General features: G+C 72.6%; 18 protein-coding genes. 9 read left to right on the forward strand and 9 right to left on the reverse strand.

The genetic code is table 11. The features are described from left to right. Positions 1-11 precede the first annotated feature (11 nt). Complete coding sequence (locus tag MHO01S_RS04945; RefSeq protein WP_060961131.1) at positions 12-308, forward strand: WXG100 family type VII secretion target; 297 nt, start codon at positions 12-14, stop codon at positions 306-308. A 120-nt stretch (positions 309-428) separates the two neighbouring features. Here the strand turns inward: MHO01S_RS04945 and MHO01S_RS04950 are convergent, their stop codons facing one another. The 3 genes from MHO01S_RS04950 to MHO01S_RS04960 are packed head-to-tail and all read right to left on the reverse strand — an operon-like array spanning position 429 to position 3,751. Further along, a complete protein-coding gene (locus tag MHO01S_RS04950; RefSeq protein WP_060961130.1) occupies positions 429-866 on the reverse strand; it encodes a recombinase family protein in 438 nt (145 codons plus the stop codon). Positions 867-915: 49 nt separating this feature from the next. Beyond that, positions 916-2,739, reverse strand: a complete 1,824-nt coding sequence (locus tag MHO01S_RS04955; RefSeq protein WP_060961129.1) for a cation:proton antiporter — start codon at positions 2,737-2,739, stop codon at positions 916-918. A 7-nt stretch (positions 2,740-2,746) separates the two neighbouring features. Next, on the reverse strand, positions 2,747-3,751 hold the full coding sequence (locus MHO01S_RS04960) for a malate dehydrogenase (RefSeq protein WP_061781924.1): 1,005 nt from the start codon (positions 3,749-3,751) through the stop codon (positions 2,747-2,749). Positions 3,752-3,796: 45 nt separating this feature from the next. Here MHO01S_RS04960 and ypfJ point away from each other — a divergent pair, with 45 nt between their 5' ends. From ypfJ to MHO01S_RS04975, 3 genes are all read left to right on the forward strand, one after another. Continuing rightward, the gene (ypfJ, locus tag MHO01S_RS04965; protein WP_061781925.1) at positions 3,797-4,663 is read left to right on the forward strand and encodes a KPN_02809 family neutral zinc metallopeptidase; all 867 of its coding nucleotides are present in this window, start codon (positions 3,797-3,799) and stop codon (positions 4,661-4,663) included. Then, the gene (gene pip / locus MHO01S_RS04970) at positions 4,660-5,634 is read left to right on the forward strand and encodes a prolyl aminopeptidase (protein ID WP_082734312.1); all 975 of its coding nucleotides are present in this window, start codon (positions 4,660-4,662) and stop codon (positions 5,632-5,634) included. The genes ypfJ and pip overlap by 4 nt, the downstream gene beginning before the upstream one ends. Before the next feature lie 299 nt (positions 5,635-5,933). Further along, the gene (locus tag MHO01S_RS04975) at positions 5,934-7,496 is read left to right on the forward strand and encodes a DEAD/DEAH box helicase (RefSeq protein ID WP_061781939.1); all 1,563 of its coding nucleotides are present in this window, start codon (positions 5,934-5,936) and stop codon (positions 7,494-7,496) included. 378 nt (positions 7,497-7,874) lie between these two features. On the opposite strand, the gene MHO01S_RS04980 is transcribed toward MHO01S_RS04975, so the two are convergent. The 6 genes from MHO01S_RS04980 to MHO01S_RS05005 form a co-directional block, all read right to left on the reverse strand. Further along, positions 7,875-9,524 (reverse strand): GMC family oxidoreductase, encoded by a 1,650-nt coding sequence (locus MHO01S_RS04980; protein ID WP_060961126.1) that lies wholly within the window; start codon positions 9,522-9,524, stop codon positions 7,875-7,877. Further along, on the reverse strand, positions 9,521-11,302 hold the full coding sequence (locus MHO01S_RS04985; RefSeq protein WP_061781926.1) for an aldehyde dehydrogenase family protein: 1,782 nt from the start codon (positions 11,300-11,302) through the stop codon (positions 9,521-9,523). Before MHO01S_RS04985 ends, MHO01S_RS04980 begins: the two co-directional genes overlap by 4 nt. 130 nt (positions 11,303-11,432) lie before the next feature. Continuing rightward, positions 11,433-11,693, reverse strand: a complete 261-nt coding sequence (locus MHO01S_RS04990; RefSeq protein WP_060961124.1) for a glutaredoxin family protein — start codon at positions 11,691-11,693, stop codon at positions 11,433-11,435. Beyond that, a complete protein-coding gene (locus tag MHO01S_RS04995) occupies positions 11,690-12,823 on the reverse strand; it encodes a glycosyltransferase (RefSeq protein ID WP_061781927.1) in 1,134 nt (377 codons plus the stop codon). Before MHO01S_RS04995 ends, MHO01S_RS04990 begins: the two co-directional genes overlap by 4 nt. Positions 12,824-12,935: 112 nt before the next feature. Beyond that, entirely contained in the window at positions 12,936-14,087 is a 1,152-nt protein-coding gene (locus MHO01S_RS05000; RefSeq protein ID WP_061781928.1) for a polysaccharide deacetylase family protein, read from the reverse strand. A gap of 128 nt (positions 14,088-14,215) precedes the next feature. Then, entirely contained in the window at positions 14,216-14,674 is a 459-nt protein-coding gene (locus tag MHO01S_RS05005; RefSeq protein WP_061781929.1) for an FAD synthase family protein, read from the reverse strand. 192 nt (positions 14,675-14,866) lie between these two features. On the opposite strand from MHO01S_RS05005, the gene MHO01S_RS05010 reads away from it, so the two are divergent. From MHO01S_RS05010 to MHO01S_RS05030, 5 genes are all read left to right on the forward strand, one after another. Beyond that, on the forward strand, positions 14,867-16,078 hold the full coding sequence (locus MHO01S_RS05010; protein ID WP_157553733.1) for a polysaccharide biosynthesis protein: 1,212 nt from the start codon (positions 14,867-14,869) through the stop codon (positions 16,076-16,078). A 144-nt stretch (positions 16,079-16,222) separates the two neighbouring features. After that, positions 16,223-17,554: a YveK family protein gene (locus MHO01S_RS05015; RefSeq protein WP_082808033.1), complete on the forward strand. Its 1,332-nt coding sequence runs from the start codon at positions 16,223-16,225 to the stop codon at positions 17,552-17,554. Positions 17,555-17,564: 10 nt separating this feature from the next. Then, positions 17,565-18,848, forward strand: coding sequence for an O-antigen ligase family protein (locus tag MHO01S_RS05020; protein ID WP_061781932.1), 1,284 nt, complete (start codon positions 17,565-17,567; stop codon positions 18,846-18,848). 64 nt (positions 18,849-18,912) lie between these two features. Continuing rightward, a complete protein-coding gene (locus MHO01S_RS05025; protein ID WP_061781933.1) occupies positions 18,913-19,548 on the forward strand; it encodes a hypothetical protein in 636 nt (211 codons plus the stop codon). 75 nt (positions 19,549-19,623) lie between these two features. Further along, the coding region (locus MHO01S_RS05030) for a LamG-like jellyroll fold domain-containing protein (protein ID WP_061781934.1) at positions 19,624-23,919 on the forward strand (4,296 nt) is incomplete at its 3' end.

Below are 23,919 nucleotides of genomic sequence, written 5' to 3' on the forward strand. Positions count from 1 at the left end.
AAGGGGCCCTCATGGCCAATCTGAATGTCACCTACGACCAGATGAACTCGGCCGCTTCGCGCCTGCGTGACGGCCAGAGCGAGCTCGAGGCGAACCTCCAGCGCCTGCGTCAGCTGGTCGCCCAGCTGGTCCAGGACGGCTTCACCACGAGCCGTGCCTCGGGCGCGTTCGACGCCTCGTACACCGAGTTCACCACCGGTGCGACCAAGACGGTCCAGGGCATCGAGGGCATGGCCGCCTTCCTCGAGAAGGCCGCTCAGGCCCTCCAGTCGACGGACGAGCAGCTCGCCAGCCAGCTCGGTCAGTGATGTCGACCTGCGGAGCGCGCCCGCGCTCCGCAGGTTCACGAGGCCTTCCACCCCGGTGCTCCGACGCCGTGGGTGGAGGGCCTCGCGAACCTCGGGGGACGACGACCGCCGCCGGAGGCGTCAGCCGCGGGAGTGGCCGAGCACCTTCACGATGATCCCGCGGCGGCGCAGCTCGGCGATCGCGTGGGTCTCCTCGTCGACCGTGCGCCCGAGGGCGTGCTTGTCGGCCACGACGACCACGTCGCCCGACACCAGTCGGCCGAACAGGCGCGTGAGGCGCTCCGACCAGCTCTCGCCGGTTTCGGGGGCGGGATGCCGGAAGCCCTCGATCGGCACCCCGAACTCCGCCAGGGCGTCGCGCTGGGCGATCACGGACGGCAGGTCGTCGCGGGCGACCACGAGCCCCACCAGTCGCGAGCCCGCCGGACGGGCGGCCCACCAGTCGGTGCCCGAGACGACCACGGGCACCGCGGAGGTGACCGCGGGCAGCGCGATCGACTCCGCGTAGTCGGCGGGGGCGCGCTGGTCGTCCGGATGCGGGGTGCTCACGGCATCCATTCTGTCCCACGGCGCCGACACGCACGTGTGCGACGTGCAGCGGCGCGCGTCAGTCGTCCTCGAGGCGGCGCAGCTGCATGCTCAGCTGGTCGGCGTCGAGCTGTGCGAGGGCGTGGCGCAGCGCCGCGGACGAGTACGACCCCTCCCGCGAGACGTCGACGAGCCGCTCCCGCATCGCCTCGATCAGCGCGATCCGCAGGTCGATCACGCCGGCCGAGCTGATCTCGGGCGACTCGATCCGGGGAGCGCTCATCCGCTCGGCCAGCTTCGCGAGCACCTCCGGCGGGTAGGGCACGCCGCTCGCATCCGCCAGCCCGGGCGTGCGCAGCCGCGCGAGGGCGGCTTCGCGCAGCTCGTCGTCCAGCCGCTCGCCCTCCTCCGCCGAGCCGCCGTCGCCCGTGCTCGCGGGGATCTTCAGCATGCGGATCACCCAGGGGAGGGTGAGCCCCTGCACCATGAGGCTGACGAGGGCGACGACGAACGCGATGAAGATCAGCAGCTCCCGCGCGGGGGTGGACGGCTCGAGCGTCTGGGCTGCCGCGAGCGTGACGACGCCGCGCATCCCGGCCCAGACGATGACCACCCCGTCCTTCCACCCGAGGGGCGAGCCCTGGTAGTAGTCCATGTCGTTGAGCACACGGCCGATCCGCGCCCGGAGCCCTTCGACGCGCTGCTGCGTGGCGGCGGCATCCGGCTCTCGACGTGCGACGCGACGGGCCAGGCGGCGGGCGGTGCCGCGCGCCGTGCGTCGCAGCAGCCCCGGCCGCTCCCCGCCGGCGGGGTCCCCGTCCTCGCGCGGCGGTCTCAGCTCGCGCAGATCGCTCGTGCCCGGATCGAAGGCGTCGAGGCGGTCGCTGAACGCCTGCAGCCGGTCGCGCTGCATCCGCCGGGCGCGGCGGTCGATGAGGAACACGAGTCCCGACACGTAGAGCGCGCGCATGGCCAGCACGATCGCGAGCGCCACCAGTGCCAGCGTGATGCCGATGCCCACACCGTTGTGCTTGTCGATGTTGCCGGTGACGATGTCGCGCAGCTCGAGCCCCATGATGAGGAAGACCGCGCCCTCCAGCAGCAGCTCGAGGGTGTGCCAGTTCAGCTCGTCGGAGACCCGCTGCTCGGGGGTCGACCACCGTGCGGCACCCTGACCGGTCGTGATGCCCGCGGCCACGGCGGCCACGAGGCCCGAGCCGCCCAGGTGCTCGGTGGGCAGGTACGCGATGAACGGCACGATGAAGCCGATCGCCGTGTTGGCGACCGGCTCGCCGATCCACCGCCGTATCCGCAGGGTGAGCACGCCCACGGTGACGCCGATGACGACCGCGACCAGCACGCCCCACGCGAACGCGCCGATCGTGCTGCCCAGCGAGAACCCCGCCGCGGATGCCGCCACGGCGCTGCGCAGCAGCACGAGCGCGGTGGCGTCGTTCAGCAGGCTCTCGCCCTCCAGCATCGTGATGACCCGCGGCGCGATGCCGAGCTTCTTCGCGATCGAGGTGGCGACGGCATCCGTGGGACTGAGGATGGCGCCGAGGGCGACGGCGAGCGCGAAGTCGAGTCCCGGGATGGCGAAGTAGAACAGGGTGCCGAGGGCCAGGGCGCTGATGACGACGAGCACGACGGCCAGGCCCGCGATCGGCATCGCGTCGCGACGGAACTCGACCGCCGGCAGTCGCACGGCCGAGGCGTAGAGCAGGGGCGGGAGGATGCCGACCAGGATGAGGTCCGGCGGCACCGAGAACGCCGGCAGCAGCAGCGACGCCACGAGACCGATCGCGACGAGGATCAGCGGCCCCGCGACGCCGAGCCGCCGCGCGAGGACCGTCGAGACGCCGATGACCGCGATGCCCGCGATCAGCCAGGTGAGGTCGCTCACCGCGGACTCAGATCAGACCGAGGGCGCGCACCGCGTCGCGCTCGGCGACCAGCTCGGCCACCGAGGCGTCGAGGCGGGCGCGGCCGCGCTCGTCCAGCTCCAGCCCGTCGACGACGCGGTACGCCGTGCCGTCGCTCGTGACCGGCGCCGACGAGTAGAGCCCCGCCGGCACGCCGTACTCGCCGTGCGACAGGACCGCCGCCGACGTCCAGTCGTCGCCCGTGCCGTGCACGAGGTCGCGGACATGGGAGATCGCAGCGTGGGCCGCCGACGCGGCCGACGACGATCCGCGCACCGAGATGATCTCGGCACCGCGCTGGGCGACCCGCGGCACGAACGCCTCGTCGAGCCAGGCGGCGGCCGCCGCGCTGCCGCCGAGACGCTCGGCCAGCGCGTCCGTGACCGGGCGTCCCGCCACCGTCGCGTGCGCGACGTCCGGGAACTGCGTCGCCGAGTGGTTGCCCCAGACGATGACGCCGCGCAGCGCCGCCACCGGCGTCTCCAGCGCGGCGGCGAGCTGGGCGAGCGCGCGGTCGTGGTCGAGGCGCGTCAGCGCGGCGAAGCGCTCGCCCGGGATGTCGGGGGCGGATGCCGCCGCGATGAGCGCATTGGTGTTGGCGGGGTTGCCGACCACCACGACGCGCACGTCGTCGGCGGCCGCCGCGTTCAGGGCCGCGCCCTGCGGACCGAAGATGCCCGCGTTGGCCGCCAGCAGGTCGGCGCGCTCCATCCCGGCCGAGCGGGGACGGGCTCCGACGAGCATCGCGATGTTGGCGCCGTCGAAGGCGACGCGCGGGTCGTCGGTGATCTCGACATCCGCCAGCAGCGGGAACGCGCAGTCCTGCAGCTCCAGTGCGGCCCCTTCGGCGGAGGCGAGCCCCTGTGGGATCTCCAGCAGGCGCAGACGCACCGGACGGTCGGCGCCGAGCATGTCGCCGGCGGCGATCCGGAACAGCAGCGCGTAGCCGATCTGTCCGCCGGCTCCGGTCACGGTGACTGTCGTGGCATCCATGGATCTGAGCCTACGGGGGCGAGCCCGGTGGCGGTACGGTGGGGCATGACCTTCAACAGCAATGCAGAGCTGGGAGGGACGACCGCACGGCGACGAGGCCGCGGGGGAGGCGCCGCGGCGGTCGCCGGCGGCGGGCTGGCCGGTCTCGGTGGGATCGCGGTGCTCCTGCTCGTGCTCTTCACCGGCGGCGACGTCACGAGCCTGCTCGGCGGCACGGGCGGCGGGCAGGACTCCGCCATCGCGGGCTGCGACACCGGCGCCGACGCGAACGCGAACGACGACTGCCGGCTCGTGTTCGGCCAGAAGGCGCTCGACGGCTACTGGGCCGATCAGGTGCAGGGCTACCGTGCGCCGCAGCTGATCATCGTCGACGGGTCGACCTCGACGCGGTGCGGCACGGCCTCGAACGCGACGGGCCCGTTCTACTGCCCGCCGGAGGAGACCATCTACGTCGATCCGACGTTCTTCGGCCTGCTCCGCAGCCAGTTCGGAGCGCAGGCGGGCGACCTCGCCCAGCTCTACGTCCTCGCCCACGAGTACGGCCACCACATCCAGCAGATCACCGGGATCATGGACCAGTACCCGAACGACGGCACCGGGCCGACCAGCAACGGGGTGCGCACCGAGCTGCAGGCCGACTGCTTCGCCGGCGCGTGGATCGCGGATGCGACCTCCACGACGGACGCGAACGGCGTGGCCTACCTGCAGCAGCCCACCGACGCGCAGCTGCGCGACGCGCTCGATGCGGCGGCCGCCGTCGGCGACGACCGCATCCAGGCGCAGTCCGGACGGGTCAACCCCGAGACCTGGACCCACGGGTCGAGCGGGCAGCGTCAGCGCTGGTTCACCACCGGCTACCAGAGCGGGCTCGACGCCTGCGACACCTTCTCGGTGTCGGGAGGAGAACTGTGAACGGGCCGGCGCACCTCGACGACATCCTGTATCCCGCGATCGAGCCCTACGAGACGGGGTACCTGCTGGCCGGCGACGGCCAACGGGTCTACTGGGAGCAGTCCGGCAACCCCGACGGCAAGCCCGTCGTGTTCCTGCACGGAGGTCCCGGCGGCGGCACCTCGCCGTGGCACCGCCGCTTCTTCGACCCGGAGAGGTACCGCATCGTGCTGTTCGACCAGCGCGGCTGCGGTCGGTCGACGCCCCACATGAGCGCGCCCGACGCCGATCCGCGGTTCAACACGACGTGGCACCTGGTGGCCGACATCGAGCTGCTGCGGCGCAACCTCGGGATCGACCGGTGGCAGGTCTTCGGGGGATCGTGGGGCTCCGCCCTCGCGCTCGCCTACGCGCAGTGCCACCCGGATGCCGTCAGCGAGATCGTGCTGCGCGGCGTCTTCACGCTGCGTCGCCACGAGCTGGAGTGGTTCTACGAGGGTGGCGCGTCGGCGATCTTCCCCGATCTGTGGGAGGCGTACGTCGCGCCGATCCCCGTGCTCGAGCGCTCGCGGATGATCGAGGCCTACCACCGGCGGCTCACCGACCCCGATCCCGCCGTCCACGAGCCGGCGGCGATCGCGTGGACCACGTGGGAGATGTCGACGCTCACCCTCCACCCCGATCCCGATCTGGTGGCCTCGATGACCGACGCCGCGACCGCCGTGGCGTTCGCCCGCATCGAGAACCACTACTTCGTGCACGGCGGGTGGCTGCGCGAGGGCCAGCTCATCGACGACGTCGGCGTGATCCGCGACATCCCCGCCGTCATCGTCCAGGGGCGCTACGACGTCTGCACCCCGATCATGACGGCATGGGACCTCCACCGCGCGTGGCCCGAGGCCGAGTTCGTCGTCGTGGACGACGCCGGCCACTCGGCATCCGAGCCCGGCATCGCCCGCGCCCTCCGCGCCGCCACCGATCGCTTCGCCTAGCCCCCTCCTCTCTCCCCCCTCTGGAGCGCGAGCCGCTACTCCGCGTGCGAGCCGCCACGCGCCGTACCGGCCGGATCGTGGCGGCTCGGCCGGACGATAGCGGCTCGGCGAGAAGGGGGAGGGTGGGGGACTGCTAGGATGGGAGTACTTGCAGCGCCGAATCGGCGCTCTCGCGTCGTAGAACGCTTCCCTCGCCGCCCGGCCCCGACCGGATGATCGGCTGACATTCTTCGTACGGCGACCCTGTGCGCATCCGCGCAGAGGCCACCGATCCGGGCGTCCCGCCCAGAAACATCACCATGTCTGACATCACTTTCGGCGCGCTCGGCGTGCCCGCCCCCCTGCTCGACGTGCTCGCGAAGGACGGCAAGACCACCGCCTTCCCCATCCAGGTCGACACCCTGCCCGACACGCTCGCCGGCCGCGACGTGCTCGGCCGCGGCAAGACCGGCTCGGGCAAGACCCTCGCCTTCTCCATCCCCCTCGCCGCCCGCCTCGGCGGCCCGCTCGCCGGCGGCAGCCGCCGCTCCGGCCGCATCCTCGGTCTCGTGCTCGCGCCGACGCGTGAGCTCGCCACGCAGATCAACGCGACCCTCGAGCCCCTGGCGGCCGCGTACGGCATGAAGACCACGACGATCTTCGGCGGCGTCAACCAGAACCGCCAGGTCGCCGCGCTGAAGGCCGGCGTCGACATCGTCGTCGCCTGCCCCGGCCGCCTCGAAGACCTCATCTCGCAGGGCTTCGTGAAGCTGGATGCCGTGGAGATCACCGTCATCGACGAGGCCGACCACATGGCCGACCTGGGCTTCCTGCCCTCGGTCACGCGCATCCTCGACAAGACCCCGCGCGACGGGCAGCGCCTGCTGTTCAGCGCCACGCTGGACAACGGCGTCGACAAGCTGGTGAAGCGGTTCCTGCAGAACGAGGTGCTGCACTCGGTCGACGAGGCGCACTCGCCCGTCGCCGCGATGACCCACCACGTCTTCCACGTCGGCGGCGTCGAGGAGAAGAAGGAGCTCGTGCGCACGCTCGCCTCGGGCACCGGCCGTCGCATTCTCTTCATGCGTACCAAGCACCACGCCAAGAAGCTCGCCCAGCAGCTGACGTCGCAGGGCATCCCGTCGGTCGATCTGCACGGCAACCTGTCGCAGCCCGCCCGTGACCGCAACCTCGCCGCCTTCAGCTCGGGCGCCGCGAAGGTGCTCGTCGCCACCGATGTCGCCGCGCGCGGTGTGCACGTCGACGACGTCGAGCTCGTCATCCACGTCGACCCGCCCATGGAGCACAAGGCGTACCTGCACCGCTCCGGCCGCACGGCCCGCGCCGGCGCCGAGGGCTCGGTCGTCACGCTCGTGCTGCCCGGTCAGGAGAAGGACGTCAAGGACCTCCTCCGCAAGGCCGCGATCACCGCGACCCCCGTGCCCGTGACGCCGACCTCCCCGCAGGTCACCGCGCTCGTCGGTGAGGTCGCCCCCTACGTCGCACCCGCGCCGAAGTCCGAGCAGCCCGGCCGTGGCCAGGGCGGCGGCGGTCGCAGCCAGGGCGCCAATGCGCAGCGCAAGCGCGCGGCCCGCGAAGGCGCGCCGGCCGGACGCGGCGGCCGTGGCAACGGCCAGCGCAGCCAGGATCAGCCCCGCGCGGACCGCGCCTCCGGACGCCCGGCCGCCGACCGTGCCGTCGGCGGTCGCGAGCAGCGCCCGGCTCGCGATCACCGTGCCGCCGCGCAGCCCGCGGCATCCGGCAACGCGCGCACGGCCGGACGCCGCGCCACGCACGCCGGGGGAGCCGGTGCCACCGGCGGCAAGCTCATGGTGGGATCGGTCGTGCGGCAGAACGGCGGCCCGCGCCGCTCCGGACGCTGATCCCGGGCGGTCGGGGCCGCGGCCCCGCGGGCCTCGACGGTTCGCCGTGACGAATGTCGGACGATCGACGCCGGCGCGGGCGACGGCCCACGGGTCTTTGCGGCGCGCCCGCGGGTGAGCTGACGGTTGTCCGGCGTTGGACACCCGCCCACCCGCGCCACCCGCCGCCGCGTCCACGCCGCCACGGGTCGTCGCCGGTTCGCTGTGACGAGCGTCGGACGATCGACGCCGGCGCGGCCAATGACCCGCGGGTTTCTGCGGCGCGCCCGCGGGTGAGCTGAGGGTCTTCCGGCGTTGGTCACGCGCCCACCAGTGCCACCACCCACCGCCCACCGCCACCGCGCCACCGCCGACCGCCCCACCACCCGGCGGGCGGGGTCAGACCGCGCGGATGAGGTCCGCGGCGCGCTCGCCGATCACGATCGCGGGCGCGTTCGTGTGCCCGCGGATGATCGTGGGGATCACCGACGCGTCCGCGACCCGCAGACTGTCGACTCCGCGCACGCGCAGTGCGGGATCGACCACGGATGCCGCGTCCTCGCCCATGCGCGCCGTGCCCACCGGGTGGTACAGGGTGTGCGAATACCGCCGCAGCGACAGCTCGATGCGTTCGGCGGCGCTCATCCGCTCGCCACCGGCCGGCTGCACCCATCCGCCGGTGGTCACGGCGCGCAGCGCGGGCGTCGCGATGAGGCGTTCGCACTCCGCGAGCCCCGCCCGCAGGGTCTCGGCGTCGACGCCCTCGGGATCGGTGAGGTAGCCGGGGTCGATGATCGCGGCGTCCGCGGGGTCGGCCGAGGCCAGGCGGATCGTCCCGCGACTGCGCGGGCGCAGGAGGATGGCCCCCACGGTGATGCCCTCCGCGGGCGGCGGCACGAGGCCCTCACCGACGTACGGGGCGGCGGCGAAGATGATCTCGATGTCCGGCAGCCCCGCGGGCGCGCCCCGGTCGTCGGCGACCGCGGTGCGCACGAAGCCGTAGGCCTCGGCCACGTTCGAGCTCAGCATGCCGCGTCGCGAGGAGAGGTAGCGCGCCAGTTGACCGGGCCGCTGCGCCCCGTAGAGCGTTCCGCCGCGGGCGGCGGGTGCGAGCCCCGCCACGAGGTGGTCCTGGAGGTTCGCACCGACGCCGGGGGCATCGACCCGCACCCGGATGCCGTGGCTGCGGAGCTCGTCCGCGTCGCCGATCCCGCTGAGCAGGAGCAGCTGCGGCGTGTTGATCGCTCCGCCGGCGAGGATGACCTCGCGGCGGGCGCGCGCGTGCCGGGTGATGCCGGCGATGTCGACGTAGACGCCGGTGGCGCGGGGGAGCCCGTCGCCCTCCTCGAAGGTGACGCGTCGGACGAGGGCGTCGGTGACGACCCGCAGGTTGGCTCGGGCGCGGGCCGGGCGAAGGTACGCGTCGGCGGTCGAGGCGCGGGCGCCGCGGTGCTGCGTGACCATCGTCTGGGAGAAGCCCTGACGGGTGGGCAGGTTCGCGGCGGTGACGGGATGCCGCAGCTCGCGCGCGGCCTGCAGGAATGCCGCCGTGTGGGGCCGGGGATCGCGCTGGTGCTCGACCGGCTGCGCGCCGGCGGTGCCCTGGCTGGCGTCGGCGGCGCCCTGCGTCGCCTCGACGCGCTGGAAGTACGGCGCGAGCGACGCCCACGACCAGCTGTCGCCGGCGCTCTGCGCCCATTCGTCGTAGTCGGCGGCGAAACCGCGCACCCACATCATCGCGTTGAGCGACGACGACCCGCCGAGCGTCTTTCCCCGCGGCCAGTAGATGGTGCGGTTCTCCAGCTCGCGCTGGGGCACCGTGTCGTAGTTCCAGTCGTAGCGCCCCCGGAACAGGGTGGAGAAGGCCGCCGGCACGTGCAGCGCGAGGGCCGCGTCGGGCGGCCCGGCCTCCAGCACGAGCACCGACGTCGCCGGATCCTCGCTGAGACGGGCGGCGAGGGCGGCCCCGGCGGAGCCGGCGCCGACGATGACGTAGTCGGCCTCCAGCGTGGACGGCCTCCCGCGGGTCGCCCGCTTCGACGCGCTCACGCGCCGAAGGCCTTCACGAGCGTGACGGCCATCTTCGCGGGGTTGCCGTCGACGCGGAACCGCGTGAACCCCTCGCACACGGCGGCGCCGGTGCGCGACGTCACGAACCAGGGCGGCTTGGGAAGCACCGACAGGCCGCGCCCGCGGGCGGCGGACGAGACCGACCGGGGGAACGGGCGGAACGGGCCGCGCACGACGGTCCGCTCGACCCGGTCGAGCAGCAGCGCGTTGTGGACGATGCCCATGCCGCTGGGCGCGTCGGCGAGGGTGCCTCCCGGGAACGCGCCCCAGGTCGCCGTCGGGGTGAGGAACCCGAACGCCGTCCAGGCGTTGACCGCGACGGTGCCGTACCGCAGGTCGGCGACGGCCCGCTCGAAGCCGTCGCCGAGCGCGTTCTGGGTGACGGGGTCGATAAGCACATTGGCGCCGAGGGTGCCGACGAGCCGGTCGTTGGCGTGCGCGACGGCGGCGTCGAGGAACTCCTGCCCCGTCCCGCGCAGGCCCACCACGGCGAGCACCGGTGCGAAGTACTCGGTCGTCTCGAGGGCGGCCGCGTCCTCGGGGCGCGCCTCGATGAGGGCGCGGGTCCCGCCGGCGCACCAGGCGGCATCCGGGTAGGAGGAGCGCGCCGCGTCGAGCTTGCTCTGGCTGTGCGGGTACCAGACGGGTCGCGAGGGCGCGCGGTCGTACGCGGCGCGCACCTCGTCGAGGAACGCGTCGCGCTGCGGCCAGTCCTCCGAGAGCAGCACGACCTGTCCGGCGATGCAGTTGTGTCCGCTGTTGTGCAGCCGCATGGTGACGACGTGTTCCGCCTGGAAGCGGAGGTCGGCCGCCGACCAGTCACCGGGCACCACGATGATGGGCGACACGCCGCCGAGCTCGGCCGTGATCGGCTTCTTCAGCAGCGGTCGTCCCTCCCGCCGCCGACGCGTGGCCGCACCCGCGGCTCCCGGCGTGTGCGACGGCCCCCACACGATCGCGCCGAACGTCGACTCCGAGCCGGTGATGTGCACGTGATCGATGTCCGGATGCTGGGTCAGGTAGCCCCCGACGTCGCCGCCGCCGCGGACGATCCGCAGGAGGCCGGGCTCGATGAGCGGCGCCAGCGCGCGCTCGAACACCGGCACCAGCGCGTCCTGCGTGGGGTTGACCTTGAGGATCACGACGCGGTTGAACGCCAGCAGCTCGTACAGCACATCGAGGTAGGGGATGGAGGTGATGTTGCCCGCGCCGAGCACGAGGCCCACACCGCCGGATGCCGCGGGGTCGAGCTGTCCGAGGCCCGCCTCGCGGCGGGCGGTGGCGGCGTCGACGCCGGGCTGCAGCCAGACCTCGGTGGTGTAGCCCGACAGCAGCAGCGTGTCGGTCGCCGTCAGCGGCGAGGTGTGGACGACCGTGCGCGCACCGGGGGCGGACCCGGTGCGGAGGTCTTCGAGCGGCGACCGGCCGACCGCGAGGGCGTGCAGGGTGTCGGCGTAGGCGTCGAGGGCGACGAGGGCCGCGTACGGTCCGGACAGCCACTCCTCGCCGCGCAGCGGATGCCCGGGCGGCAGCCCCTTCGAGGTCGCCGCCGTGTCGGCCCATTCCTCGGCGACCGCCGCGGTCGCGACGCGGACGCGGCGGATCAGCGTGCGCCGCTGGCCGAGCGTGAGGGCGCTCCACGCGCGGGTGCCGCTGCGGAGCTGGGCGATCGCGGCATCCAGACCGTCCTGCACGTCGTGGTCGAGCCGGTCTCCGGTCGACGTCTTCGGTGGTGCGGACGGGGCGCCTGCGGTCACGGCGTTCTCCTTCGAAGCGGGTTCGCGCTCGCGCGCGGGTTTCCAGCTTACGTCGGAGCGAGACGCAGTCCCAGGGTCATTGCCACTCGATGCCGTTCCGGCGGCTCGCGGCCCGGCCCCGGGCGCGCGGTCAGATCAGCGAGAGCTCGCGCAGCTTCGCCTCGACGTCGGCGTTGGTCGGCTCGACGTGGTGGGAGGCGTCGGGGTAGACGACGACGGGGATGTTCGTGCGACCCGAGATCTCGCGGGCCACGTCGGCGGCGGCGGGGTCGGCGACGAGGTCCACATAGGTGTACTCCACACCCAGCTCGTCGAGCTGCTTCTTGGTGCGGATGCAGTCGCGGCACCAGTCGGCGCCGAACATCGTGATCGGGGTGTTCTCGGAGGTCATGATTCCAGCGTACGCTCGGCGGTGCGGGTGACGGCCCGGGTCGCCACACGGGACGTGGACGTTTTCTTCGGGGCGTACACCCACAGCGCGTGATAGACGAATCGCACCACGAACGCCGCCGCGAGCGTGATCGCCGCGGCCAGGACGCTCGGGATGTGGGCGCCCTGCACGAGCAGCGGGATGATCGGGATGCGGACGACGGCTTCGACGTTGTTGAACGCGAACGACTTCAGGAAACGCACCCACATCTGGCCGGACTCGGAGCGCATGTCGGCGAAGACGAGGTATTCGAGCAGCAGGAAGTTGCCGATGATCGTCACCTCGCTCGCGATGATCGCGGCGGTGAGGTAGTTCATGCCGAGGTGGATGAGACCCCACATGATGACGAGGTTCGCGATCGCCCCGACGCCGCCGACGAGGGCGAACGCCGACATACGGCCGAAGCGGAGCATCGCCAGCTGGGTCAGGAACCGCATGCCCTGCGAGAACGTCGCCTTCGACTCGCCGGCGAAGCGGGTGGCGAAGGCGAACGGGATCTCGCCGATGCGCATCTGACGGCGCGCGAGGATCTCGAGCAGGATCTTGAAGCCGCGCGGGCGCAGGTCGTCGAGGTCGACGGTGTCGCGGTCGACGAGGAAGAACCCGGTCATCGGGTCGGTGCAGCCGTGCAGCTTCCGCGGGAACATGGCCTTCGTCAGAAGGGTGGAGGTGCGCGAGACCGCGGTGCGCGTGGCGCCGGCGAGCCCGCCGGCGGTGCCGCCGGCGACGTAGCGGGAGGCGACCACGATGTCGACGTCGCCGAGCGCGGCGCGGTCGAGCATGCGGGGGATGTCCTCCGGCGGATGCTGCAGGTCGCCGTCCATCACGAGGCACCAGCGCGCCTGCGCGCTGCGGAAGCCCTCGAGCACGGCGCCGCTCAGACCGCCCTCGGGCGCGTCGCGGTGGATGACGCGGACGGGGAAGTCGGTGGCCCGGGCGACCGCTGCGATCGTGGCGGGCGTGTCGTCGGTCGAGTCGTCGACGAACACGATCTCGAAGTCGACGTCCCCCAGCGCCGCGCCGATGCGTCGGACCAGCTCGGCGACGTTCTCCCCCTCATTGAAGGTGGGAACGATGACGGAAAGATCCATGGGCATGCGCTCGCGATCGGTCAGGGACAGAACCGTCCCAGCCTATCGACGCGGAGTTGGGCAAGTGCTGTGCGTGCTCTGTCAGTTCCGCAAGGTCCTGCGGCGCCGGTGATCAGCCGATCTGCTTCTTCAGATCGGGCACGCCCATCCCGTAGTTGATGCGGATGCAGGGCAGCGCGAGCTTCTCCGTGCCGACCGACACGTAGCCCTGCTCGATGGTCCTCGCCATCTCGAAGCCGGCTTCGCGGAGGCCCTCCTTGGCGGTGTCGTCGTTGTGACCGTACGGATAGGCCATGACCTCGGCGACGCCCCCGAGCGCCGTCGCCGACGCCGTCATGTCGGCCGCGATCTGCGCAGCGGAGAGGTTGACCATCTCCCCCTTTCCGTTCGCGCCCGCCTTGTGCATGTCGTTGGTGTGCGAGCGCGGCAGGATGAAACGGTTCTGCGTGGGCACGCCCGAGCCGGTGATCACGAAGGAGGTCGCCATGAGCTGCAGCTGCTCGTTGATCGGCGAGGCCATGGTCAACCACGACGGGTCGGCGTCGTCGTCGGTGATGATGACCGAGTGATCGGGGAGGTACAGCGCTCCGTCGATGAAAGCGCTCAGTTCGTCCCAGGTGGGCAGGTAGAACGCCTGGTCCTTGATGTACTGCATCTGCGCGCGGTAGTCCTCGATGTACGCGTAGTTGCCGCGCAGCCAGCCCTCTTCGCCGCCGGGCTTGGTCGTGAACTGGTGGTACATGAGGATCGGCACCCGCGCCTTCGCGGCGGTGACCGCGTCGGCGTTCGTCCAGGCTCCGTAGAGCGTCGTCTGGCGCTCCGTGCACGAGACGAGGTCGGATCCGTTGATCCTCGTGGCGGGGTCTCCCGCGTGCGCGGCGGGGTCGGCGGATGCCGCGGCCGCCGTCGCCGCATCGGCATACCACCCCGCGAAGACGCGTCCGTCGGCGCGGGGGATCGGGAGATGGTCGTACAGGCGGTCCTGCACCTGCAGCTGCGGATCGAGGGTGACGCCGTCGACGCGGAAGCTGACGGCGCAGGCGCCCGCGACGTCGGGGTGGGCGGCGAGGAGCTGCTCGGCCGCCGTGAGCGGCGTCGGCGTCGGCGTCGGCGAGGCGACGGATGCCGAGGCCCCGGCATCCGGCGTGGAACCGTCCGTCGGCTCGGATGCGCAGCCGGACAGTGCCGCCGCGACGGCCCCGACGACGAGGCCGACGGCGAGCGCCCGGCCGAGAACGCCACGACTGGTCTGCAGACCGCCCATGTATGACCCCCAAGACGAGGGCGCACCCCGCGCCCGGGATCATCCTACGGTCGGCCCGCTCCTCCTCTCGTCGGCGCGCGCCTGACCTCGGCCGGGACGGCGCGGCGGCGACATCCGTCGTGGCGTCGTCAGGCAGTTTCGCGCGCGCTCGGCCGGTCCTCGCCGGCCGCGCTCGCCGCCTCCAGCGCGCGCCGCAGCTGCGTGCTCGACGTGTGTGCCGTGTACGGGAAGTACACGACCTGCACGCCGACGGCGGCGAAGTCGCGCTCGAGGCGGAGGCCCTTCTCGGTGCCGCGCCAGTCGTCGCCCTTGAAGAAGTGGGTGAAGCCCACCTCCCGCCAGACCTCGAGCTTGTCGGGCACCGTCTCGATGTGGACGTGGTCGACGTACTTGATGTCTCGGACGATCTGCGCGCGCTCGATCGTCGGGACGAAGGGCTCGACCCCCTTCACCAGCCGGAGCATCTCGTCGCTGACCACCCCGGCGATGAGCAGATCGCACTGCTCCTTCGCATGTCGAAGGATGTTCAGGTGTCCGATGTGGAACAGATCGAACGCTCCCGCGGCGTATCCGATCGAGACAGCCATAGCGAGCCCCCCCAGCTGCTGACGTGAAATCCCGGGCCCCCCGGCCCGGTCCGAGCCCCCCGGCTCGATGCGGGCCCCCCGGCCCACGGCTGCACATTACCGCACCCGGGTCGTCGACGACAGTGCGGGCGCCGGTGGCCCCTCGGCGCGCGGCCCGACTCGGGCATGATGGGCGAGGGGGAAGGGGACGGCGTGAAGCGGCAGGCGGTGGGGGCGATCGCGGCGCAGGCGGCGCAGGCGGCGGTCAGCCTCGCGCTGCAGATCCTCGTCGCCCGCCTCCTCGGCATCGCGGACTACGGGCGCTTCGCGATCCTCTACGGTGTCGTCGTGCTGGCCTCGGGCATCGTCACGGGCCTCGTCGGCGACGCCCTCGTCGTGCTCGATCGCGCGTCCCGTCGCATCCGGGCGGGGCTGGAGGTCTGGCTCGCCGTGGCCGCCGGCGCGACCGCCCTGCTCGCGGGCGCCGTCGCGGCGCTCACCGGGTTCGCGAGCCCCCTGGAGGCGCTGCTGTTCGCGCTCGCGCTGGCCGCGTTCGTGGTGGAGGAGATCGTGCGCCGGCTCCTCATGGCCGGGTACGGGTTCACCCGTGTCGTGGCCGCCGACCTCACGGGCTTCGCGGTCAGTGCGGCTTTCCTCGGCGGTGCGGCCGCGCTCGGCGGGCTCTCGCTGGCGGCCTTCCTCGGCGCGATCGCGGCGGGGCAGAGCGTCGGCGCGCTGGTGGGCTGGCGGCTGCTGCCGCGCGCCGAGCGCGTGCTGGTCGGATGGCGCGGTGCGGATCTGGCGTCCGTGTGGGGATACGGGGCCTGGCGCGGACTGCAGCAGACGCTGCGACCGGCGATGCTCACGGTCGTCCGCCTCGCCGTGCTCGCGGTCTCCGGGGCGGCAGCGGTCGGTCTGCTCGAAGCGGCGCGCACCTACGCGTCGCCGCTCCTGCTCGTGGTCGGCGGCCTCTCGTCGTTCCTGTTCGTGCGCTTCGCCGACCGGCGGCGCGCGGGCGGCGCCGGATCGCTCCGCGAGGCCGACCGCGTCGTCGTCGTGCTCGTCGTCGGGACGACGGCGATGAGCGGCGTCGCCCTCACCCTCGCCCCCTGGCTGGGTCCGCTCGCCTTCGGAGTCGCGTTCGATCCGGTGACGCTCGTCGGATGGCTCGTCTACGGCCTGTCGGTCGCGATGGTGACCCCCTACGGGGCGCTGAGCGCCGTCGGCGGGCGCCAGCGGGCCGTGTTCCTGATCCGCCTGGCCGACACGGTGCTGGCCCTCGTGCTCACGGCGGACGTGCTGCTGGCCGGAGGCGGCGCCGCGCTCGTGCCGTTCGCGCTCGCCGCGGCATCCCTGCTCGGTGGACTCGCCCTCCGCGCGATCGCGGCCTCGCCGCGACCGGATGCCGACCCGCCCTCGGCCTGAGCCGTCCCCGGGACCGTCTCTCCCAACCACCTGTGAGCAGAGGCGCGTCGAGCGCTCTGGTGGTAGGTTCGGCCCAGCACGAAGACGCTCGGACGATGACAGGGGTACGTCCGGCGGTCGGGCTCATCTTGGGGGGTGGGGAGCATGGAGGACGTTCCGTATGGGCGGATCCTGCGTGAAGGATGGCTGCTGGTCCTGATCATGGCGCTGCTCGGCGCGGGCGCGGCCTACGGTGTCGCGAAGCTGCTGCCGGAGACCTACGCGTCCACGTCGACGCTGATGCTGCAGGTCGACTCGAAGGAAGCGTCGCTGTTCGAGCGCAACCAGTTCAGCCTGGCGCGGATCCGGTCGTATCCGGAGCTCGTCGACAGTCCGCAGGTGATCAGCGGCATCCGCACCGATTTGGGCCTGTCGCCGGACGAGTACAGCGATCGTGAGCTGCGGAGGATGGTCTCCGCCGAGAACACCACCGACACCGTGCTGCTCGTCGTGCGGGCCGACGCCCCGACGGCGCCGCTCAGCGCGGCGATCGCCAACGCGGCGGCGTCGCATCTGTCGCGCCTCATCGAGTCGACGGAGAACTCCGACGCGGACGATCGCTACCAGGTCAACCTCACGGTCGTGCTGCCGGCGGTCGAGCCGCTCGCGCCGGTCTCGCCGCAGGTGCTGGCGATCACCGGGCTCGGCCTCATCCTCGGCATCGCGGTCGGCGGCATCGTCGCGGTCTACCGCACCGTGACCAACCGCACCGTCATCACGATCTCCGACGTCCGTCGCCTGGCTGGGCTGCGGGTCGTCGGGCGCATCCCGCGGCGTCGGCGCTGGCGGCGCGGCGGGAGCCTCGATCAGGAGTCCGCCTGGGACGAGACGATCGCGAACCTCGGCGTGCTGGGCGGCCCGCAGGTGTCGGCCGTGCTCGTGCTGACGGCGTCCGACGACGCGATCGCCGACGCCGAGAAGGACGGCCTGGCCGCCGCCTTCGCCGCGGCGGGGCGCACTGCGACGATCGTCGACACCCGTGCCGACTCCGATCCGAGCGACGAGTCGGCATCGCTCGCCGCGCTCCTGGACCTCGTCGGGGAGGCGTCGTGGCCCGCGGACCTCGAGTTCGCCGCGGAGGTGGCGGGTCGGCGCTTCGCCGATGCCGTGCCTCCCTCCACGGCCGTGCTCCAGGAGCGGATGCCGCTGCTCTGGGCGGCCCTCGCGGAGCACATCGACGCGGCCGTCGCGATCGCGGATGCCGGGGCGACCGCGGTCGCCCGCGAGCTCGTCCGCGACGGCACCGGCGTGGTCATCGCCGTGCGGAGCGGGTCGACGTCGGCATCCGCCCTGACGGCCCTGGTCACCAAGCTCTCCTTCGCCGACGTGCACCCGCTGGGGGTCCTCCTCACCGGCGCCCCGGCGCACTCTACGGGTGTCGTCACCGAGACCTGGCGGGGCGGCGACGACCCGCAGCCTGCGCCGACGCCGCGCTGAGGCTCCGCTGATGTCGACGGTCGTGCGATGGAGGATGCCCGTCCGCGTCGCGGCGCACGCCGACGCGGCGCATCCCACCCGTCGGCGCTTCGCCGTGCTCACGGCCCTGTTCCTGCTGGTGATCGTCAGCGTGATCCCGTGGCGGCCCCAGGCCTTCTATGCCGGAGGGGTCGACCCGGTGGTCCTCGCGAAGGCGGCGATCGCCCTCGTCGCCCTCGGCGGCGCCGCGGCGCTGACGCTGTACACGCGGCGGCGCATGCCCGTCGGGCTCGGCCCCGCGGCCGTCCTCGCCCTCGCGTTGGCCGTCAGCCTCCTCGGCGGCGTGGTCGCCGGCAACGGCACGGCCACCGCGGTGCTGGTGACGCGGGTGTTCATCGTCATGGCGACGCTGCTGCTGCTGCTGACCAACGCGCCGTGGGATCGGGCGGTGGCCGCGCTGCTGACGGCGATGTCCCTCATGGCGATCGTGGCCGCGGCGACCGGTGTGCGCACCCTCGCCGGGGGACGTCTGGGCGGCGGCATCCCCGAGATCCATCCGAACGAGCTCGCCGGGCTGGCGGCGCTGCCGCTGATCGCCCTCGTCATCCTCGTGCTGCGTCGGGGCGTGCGGGCCGGGCCCGTCGCGGGCATCGTCGTGCTGTTCGCCATCGTCGTCGCGACCGGCTCGCGCATCGCGCTCGTCGGGACGCTGGCGGGCGCGATCGTGGCGCTGATCACCAACGGCGTCCGCCGACGCGGCGTGCTCTACGCGCTGCTCGCGTTCGTGCCGCTCGTCTACGCGGTCGTGGTGTTCACCGGCGTCGTCGACGGCCTCGCCAGTCGCGGCGGCACGTCGGCCGAGAGCACCGCGCTGGACTCGCGCCTCACGGGATGGCAGGTGGTGCTGGGCTGGGACTGGACGTCGTGGGAGCGGTGGCTGGGAGTGGGGCTGTCGGTCAAGGAGGTCGCGGTCCAGGAGAAGTGGCGCTCCTCGCAGGTGCTCGACAGCAGCTGGGTGTCGCTGCTCGCGCAGGCCGGCCTCGTCGGCGTCGTGCTCGTCGGCCTCCTCGTGGCGTGGTGTCTGGTCACCGCCGTGACGGCGGGCTCGCGCCGGGGTCTCGTGCTGCCGCTGCTGACGATGTTCGTCATCCGCACCTTCACGGAGAGCGGCATGGTCGACAGCGCCATGCCCTTCGTGCTGTTCGTCACGCTCTCGGCGGTGCTCACACGTCGCTCCCGGCACGGGGATCGCCCGCCGCCGGACGACCGGCCGCGGATTCACCCTCGCCAGGCGAGCGTCGTCGGCGTACGCTGAGGGAACGCATCCGGGGAACTGGGGCCCCGACACGGTGCGTGAGCACGTGGGGGGTGCTTTCCGTATGACGGATCACAGGGGTGGGATCGGGCGTGCGCGCACGCAGGCGCCGTGGCTGGTGTTCGCGCTCGTCGCGACGCTTCTCGTCGGCGGGATCGTGTGGGCGGTGGTGAGCCAGGGCCCGGCGGGGGATGCCGCGGCCGCCGCGTCGCCGTCGCCGTCGTGGGCCACGCCCACGCCGCAGCCGACGGCCTTCGAGACGCCGAGCCCCGGCGCGACCGCCGACGTCGCCAAGCCGCCCTCCTCGACGGAGGTGCCGCTCGATCAGGCCGCGCCGCCCGTCGCCGGCGCCGTCGTGGAGGTGGTCGGTCTCACCGCGGGCTCGTTCACCGGCGACGTCCCGGGCGAGCCGAGCGGGGATGCCATCACGGTGTCGGTGCGCATCGCGAACGGCGGGACGACGCCGATCGACACCGCAGGATCCAGCGTCAACCTCAGCTACGGCGGCGACGACAGGACGCCGGCGATCGCCGTCACGGACAAGACCACGCGCACCTTCCCGGCATCCATCGCCCCGGGAGCCGAGGCCACGGCGGACTTCACGTTCGTCGCACCCCTTGCGGCGGAGGGGGACATCCGTGTTACCGTCGACCTGCTGGCGTCTGAGCCAGACATCGTCTTCGTCGGCCCCAGGCCGTAGCGGGCGCTGGGGGGACTATCGCCTTCGCGGCATCAACGGATGGGGATCCGGTCGCGGGGGATGACTGGGGGAGTCATGGTGCGTATTCGTGCCGGCGTCGGCGTACAGCGGACGCGGAACATCGCGGCGGTTTTCGTGACGGCGCTCGCCGTCGTCATCAGCGGCTTCGTCGCCGTCGCTCCGGCGCACGCCGACGTCAGCCCGCCGACGGGAACGCCGTCGACCGTCACCGCCGACGCGCTGCCGACGGTGCAGATCAACGGCATCGTCTGGGATCAGGCGGTCGTCGGCAACGTCGTCTACGCGGCCGGCAAGTTCACGTCCGCGCGCCCGGCCGGCGCGGCGGCGGGCACGAACGAGACGCCCCGCAGCAACCTGCTCGCCTACGACATCACGACCGGCGTCCTGATCGCCTCGTTCGCGCCGTCGATCAACGCGCAGGTGCGTCAGGTCGAGGCCTCGCCCGACGGCACGCGCCTGTACATCGTCGGCGACTTCACCACCGTCAACGGGCAGACGCGCAACCGCGTGGCGGCCTTCGACCTCCCGAGCGGGACGCTCTCGAGCTTCAACCCGAACTCCAACGGCGTCACCTCGGGCGTCGCCGCGACGAACGACACGGTCTATCTCACCGGCACCTTCGGCCGCATCTCCGGCAACGACCGCGCCGGTGCGGCGGCGGTCACCCGCGCCGGCGCGCTGCTGCCGTGGGCCCCGGTGCTCGAGGGGCGCCAGGGCCGCGTCGTCGTCGTCTCGCCCGACGGCGGCAAGGTCGTGCTCGGCGGCAACTTCCAGACGCTCAACGGGAGCAGCAATCCGGGCTACGGCCTCGCGATGGTCAGCGCCGCCGACGCCTCGCTGCTGCCGTTCCAGACGAACGACGTGATCCGCAACGCCGGGCTGGACGCCTCGATCTTGTCACTCAAGTCCGACGGCGCCGGGTCGTTCTACGGCACGGGCTACGTGTACGGCAGCGGGGGCAACCTCGAAGGCAGCTTCCGCTCGTCCTGGGCGACGGGAAGCCTCGTGTGGGTCAACGACTGCCACGGCGACGAGTACGACGTCCAGCCGATGGGCGACGTCGTCTACGCGGCGGGCCACTCCCACTACTGCGGCAGCCTCGAGGACGGCTTCCCGCAGAGCGACCCGTGGACGTTCTACCGCGGCATCGCCGTGACCAACGAGCCCGCCCGCATCACGCCCGCCGGGCTCAACAACGGCTACTACGACTTCGGCGGCAACCCGGCGCCGCGACTGCTCCACTGGTTCCCGAGCTTCAACACGGGCTCGGTCAGCGGCGCATCGCAGGGACCGTGGACCGTCAACGGCAACGGACAGTACCTCGTCTACGGCGGCGAGTTCACCCGCGTGAACAACACCGGCCAACAGGGCCTCGTGCGCTTCGCGGTCGGCGGGAAGTCGACCAACGCGCAGGGGCCGCTCCTGTGGAACACGGCGTGGCCGGCGACCGCGATCTCGCTGTCGGGCGGATCCGTGCGCGTGAGCTGGCCGCTCAACTACGACCGCGACAGCGAGTTCCTCACCTACGAGGTGCTCCGCAACAACGTCGTCGTCAAGACGTTCGAGAACGTGCGCTCCAAGTCGCCCGACTGGGGCCTCCCCGCGATGGCCTACATCGACAACGCCGTGACGTCGGGAACGACCTACACCTACCGTGTGCGCGCGACCGATCCGCAGGGGCACGCGATCCTCGGGGGCACCGCGACGGTCACCGCGAGCGGGACCTCGACCGCGAGCGCCTACAGGGATGCCGTCCTCGCGGACGCGCCGCTGGACTACTGGCCTCTCGACGACGACTCGACGACCGTCTCCTACGACTGGGCGGGCGCGGCCGACCTGAGCGTCAACAGCGGCGTCACACGCGGCACCGCCGGCGCCATGCTCAACGACGCGCGACCCTCGTCGACCTTCGACGGCAGCGCGGCGGGGTTCGCCTCGACGACGCAGCCGATCGCCGGTCCCGACTCGTTCGGCATCGAAGCGTGGATCAAGACGACCACGACGGCCGGCGGGAAGATCGTCGGGTTCGGCAACAGCTCCACGGGCACCTCGAGCAACTACGACCGCCACGTGTACATGGAGCCGGACGGGCGCATCACCTTCGGCGTCTACCCGGGCTCGGCGCAGACGATCACGTCGTCGAAGGCCTACAACGACGGGCAATGGCATCAGATCTCCGCGGGCATGGGCGCGTCGGGCATGGTCCTGTACGTCGACGGTGTGCGCGTGGCCATGCGCACGGATGTCACGTCCGCGCAGCCGTACAACGGCTACTGGCGCGTCGGCGGCGACAGCCCGTGGTCGGGCAACGCCTTCTTCGCGGGGGCGATCGACGACGTCGCGATCTACGGGGCGCCGCTGACGCGCCAGCAGGTCGCCGCGCACTACGTCGCATCGGGGCGCACGCTGACCGCGGCGACCGCGCCGAGCGACGCCTACGGCGCCGCCGTGTACGCGCTCGAGCCCTCGCTCTACTGGCGTCTGGGTGAACAGAACGGACCGGTCGCCGCCGACTCCTCCGGCTTCGGCCAGCCCGGCACCTACATCGGCGCGGTCGCGCCGGGCGCGGGCGGGGCGCTCGCCGGGGTCGCCGACACCGCCGCGACCTTCGCCGGCGGTCAGGTCATCAGCAAGAACACGTTCTCCAATCCGAGGTCGTACTCCCTGGAGGCGTGGTTCCAGACGTCGACGACCACCGGCGGCAAGATCATCGGGTTCGGCAACAGCCCGGACGGCAACTCGAACAACTACGACCGGCACGTCTACATGACGCCGGACGGCACCCTCGTCTACGGCGTGTGGGTCGGGTTCGCCGAGACGCTGCAGTCGGGGCCCGGGTACAACGACGGTGCGTGGCACCACGTCGTGGCGACCCAGGGGAGCGAGGGCATGCGGCTCTACGTCGACGGCGTGCTGAAGGGGTCGAACACCCAGTCGAACGCGCAGGACTACACCGGCTACTGGCACGTCGGCGGCGACGTGACGTGGGGCCCGGGCGACTGGGAGTTCGACGGCCGCATCGACGAGGTCGCCGTCTACGCGGCCCCGCTCGCGGCGAGCGACGTCGCCCAGCATCACGCGCTGGGCGCGACGGGAGCGGCCGCCAACCTCCCGCCCACCGCATCGTTCACGTCGAGCGTCACCAAGCTCGCGGTCGCCGTCGACGGGAGCGGCTCGACGGATGCCGACGGCACGGTCGCCGGGTACGGCTGGTCGTGGGGCGACGGGACGCCCGACGGTGCCGGTGCGACGGCGACGCACACCTATGCGGCGGCGGGCACCTACACGGTGACCCTGACCGTCACCGACGACAAGGGGGTGACGGCGACGTCGTCCGCGCCCGTCGTCGCGGTGGCCAACCAGGCGCCGTCGGCGTCGTTCACCTCGACCGCCACCGACCTCACGGTCGCCGTGGACGCGGGCGGATCGACCGACGGCGACGGGCATGTCACGGGGTACGCCTGGAACTGGGGCGACGGCTCCCCGGCGGGCAGCGGCGTCACGGCGACCCACGCCTACACGACGGCGGGCTCCTACACGATCACGCTCACCGTCACCGACGACGACGGCGCGACGGCGACGCAGGCGATCCCGGTGACGGTGACCGCTCCGGTCGTCGGCGCGACCTATGCGAACGACTCGTTCAACCGGGCCGTGGCGGCGGGGCTCGGCACCGCCGACAACGGCGGTGCGTGGACGCTGTCCAACACGGCATCCAACTATCGCGTCGACGGCACGAAGGCCGTCTTCATCCAGCCGTCCGCGACGTCGCAGCGCTACGCGTACCTGACGGGGGTGTCGTCCACCGACACCGCGGTCGACGTGGACGTGACGCTTCCGCAGCGTCCCGTCGGCGGCAGCGCGTACGTGACGGTGCACTCGCGGCGCGTGGGCACCGCGGAGTACAAGGCGCGGCTCGTCGTCGCCCCGTCGGGCGGCCTCACCGTGCAGTTGCAGCAGACGGGCGTGACCCTGGCGAACGTGGGCACCGCTCTCACCGTCGCCGCCGGCGACACCCTGCACGTGCGGACCGAGGCGGTGGGCACCTCGCCCACGACGCTGCGGGTGAAGGTCTGGAAGGTCGGCACGGCCGAGCCGACCGCCTGGACGGCGACGGCGACCGACGCCACCGCCGCCCTGCAGGCGCCGGGGGCCGTCGGGCTCGGCGTGTACCTCGGCGGCGGCGTGACCACCGTGCCCTTCGAGACGCGCTTCGACAACTTCTGGGCCGGATCGTCCGCGGGTGCGGCTCCGGTGAATCAGGCGCCGACGGCGGCGTTCACCTCGACGCCGTCGGGGCTGTCGGTGGCGGTGGACGGTTCGGGCTCGTCCGATCCGGATGGCGCGGTG

The sequence above is a fragment of the Microbacterium hominis NBRC 15708 genome (genome assembly GCF_001592125.1).
Lineage (GTDB): Bacteria > Actinomycetota > Actinomycetes > Actinomycetales > Microbacteriaceae > Microbacterium > Microbacterium hominis.